This window comes from Streptomyces carminius, assembly GCF_002794255.1.
GTDB lineage: Bacteria > Actinomycetota > Actinomycetes > Streptomycetales > Streptomycetaceae > Streptomyces > Streptomyces carminius.
In genome coordinates, this window is sequence record NZ_PGGW01000021.1 from 1 (window position 1) to 2,151 (window position 2,151).

A 2,151-nucleotide genomic window follows, 5' to 3' on the forward strand; every position below is an offset into this window, starting at 1 on the left:
CGCCAGGGGAGTTCGGCGGTGATGGTGGTGGGTCCGCCGGTGGGGGAGTCGAGGAGGAGGAGTCCGTCGACGGAGTCGAGGCGTTCGGTGAGTCCGGACAGTCCGGTGCCGCCTTCGGTGGTGGCGCCGCCGTGGCCGTTGTCGGTGATCTGGATGAGGAGGCGGTCGTCGGTGCGCCAGAGGTCGACGGTGGCGTGGGTGGCGTGGCTGTGTTTGCTGATGTTCTGGAGGAGTTCGGAGACGGTGAAGTAGGCGATGCCTTCGATGGCGGGGGCGGGGCGGGTGGGCAGGTCGGTGGTGATGGTGGTGGGGACGGTGCAGCGGGCGGCGAGGTTGGACAGGGCGGGGCCCAGGCCGCGGTCGGTGAGGATGGCGGGGTGGATGCCGCGGGCGAGGTCGCGGAGTTCGGCGAGGGCGAGTTTCACTTCGCCGTGGGCCTCGTCGACCATTTTGGCGGCTGTTTCGGGGTCTGCGGGGAGTTTTTCCTTGGCGAGGCCGAGGCCCATGGCGAGGGCGACGAGGCGGGCCTGGGCGCCGTCGTGGAGGTCGCGTTCGATGCGGCGCAGGTCGGCGGAGGCGGTGTCGGTCACCGTCCGCCGGTCCGACTCCAGCTCCCGCATCCGGGTGGCCAGCTCGGAGGGGCCGAGCAAGCCCCGCACCAGCACCCGGTCCACCCCGGTCAGTCCGCGCAGGAGCCAGGGTGCGGCCAGGACGACCGCCAGGCCGACGGCGGAGGTGAGGAGGATCTCCGGCGGGCTGTCCACGTACCAGCTCTCGCCGCCCGCCTCGCCGTAGATCTGGATGCCGGGCTGCCCGGCGTGGGTGGGGAGGACCCAGGCCCACAGCGGGTAGGCGAGCAGCCCCCAGCCGGTCACCCAGAACGGCAGCACCACGCAGAAGGCGAACACCGCCCACGGGAAGTGGAGGAACGCGTACAGCAGGTGCCGCCAGGCCGTCCCGCTCCGCAGCAGCGCCCCCATCCAGGCCAGCGCCCCACTGCCGCGCCGCCCGGCGCCGACCGGCTCCGGCTCGGCGATCTCCATGCCCAGCAGCGCCCGGGCCCGGGCCCGTTCCAGCGCCCCGACCCCCCGGAAGAGCATGAGGGTGAGGGCCAGCAGGGGCACCCCGAGGGAGGTGATCAGCAGACTGGCGCCGACCGTGGTCAGCGCGGTCGCCAGGGCGAAGCTCGCGGTGGCGATCGGCAGGCCGAGCAGGACGTGGAGGAACTCCCGCCAGGTGCGGCCCGTGAAGGGGGCGCGCAGCACCGCGGGGACCCGGGGCCGGCCGGGTGCCGGGAGGTCGTGGTCGTGGGCGGTCATGGGGCCATCCGTTTCGTGGTCGGGCCGTCTCCCGGGACCTGGTCGTTCGGGGCGGGGTGTGGCGGAGTGCGGCGGGTCGCGGCCCGCCGTCCGCCTTCCGGGGCCGGCCGTGCGGGGAGGACGGGCCCCGGAGGGTGCCGGCGGCCGGGCGGGTCAGCTCCTCCGGTCACCGGCGCCCCGGGCGCTTCCGCCGCTCCCGTCGCTTCCGTCCCTCTCGCGCCAGGGGAGTTCGGCGGTGATGGTGGTGGGTCCGCCGGTGGGGGAGTCGAGGAGGAGGAGTCCGTCGACGGAGTCGAGGCGTTCGGTGAGTCCGGACAGTCCGGTGCCGCCTTCGGTGGTGGCGCCGCCGTGGCCGTTGTCGGTGATCTGGATGAGGAGGCGGTCGTCGGTGCGCCAGAGGTCGACGGTGGCGTGGGTGGCGTGGCTGTGTTTGCTGATGTTCTGGAGGAGTTCGGAGACGGTGAAGTAGGCGATGCCTTCGATGGCGGGGGCGGGGCGGGTGGGCAGGTCGGTGGTGATGGTGGTGGGGACGGTGCAGCGGGCGGCGAGGTTGGACAGGGCGGGGCCCAGGCCGCGGTCGGTGAGGATGGCGGGGTGGATGCCGCGGGCGAGGTCGCGGAGTTCGGCGAGGGCGAGTTTCACTTCGCCGTGGGCCTCGTCGACCATTTTGGCGGCTGTTTCGGGGTCTGCGGGGAGTTTTTCCTTGGCGAGGCCGAGGCCCATGGCGAGGGCGACGAGGCGGGCCTGGGCGCCGTCGTGGAGGTCGCGTTCGATGCGGCGCAGGTCGGCGGAGGCGGTGTCGGTCACCGTCCGCCGGTCCGACTCCAGCTCC

The 2,151-nt window shown here is 73.5% G+C and carries 2 protein-coding genes; both read right to left on the minus strand.

Annotated elements, in window-relative coordinates; genetic code table 11:
* Positions 1-1,319 (minus strand): sensor histidine kinase (locus CUT44_RS07925; RefSeq protein ID WP_100201475.1); only part of this gene is annotated, 1,319 nt, incomplete at its 3' end.
* A 153-nt stretch (positions 1,320-1,472) separates the two neighbouring features.
* On the minus strand, positions 1,473-2,151 hold a 679-nt coding region (locus CUT44_RS07930), incomplete at its 5' end, for a sensor histidine kinase (RefSeq protein WP_233221302.1).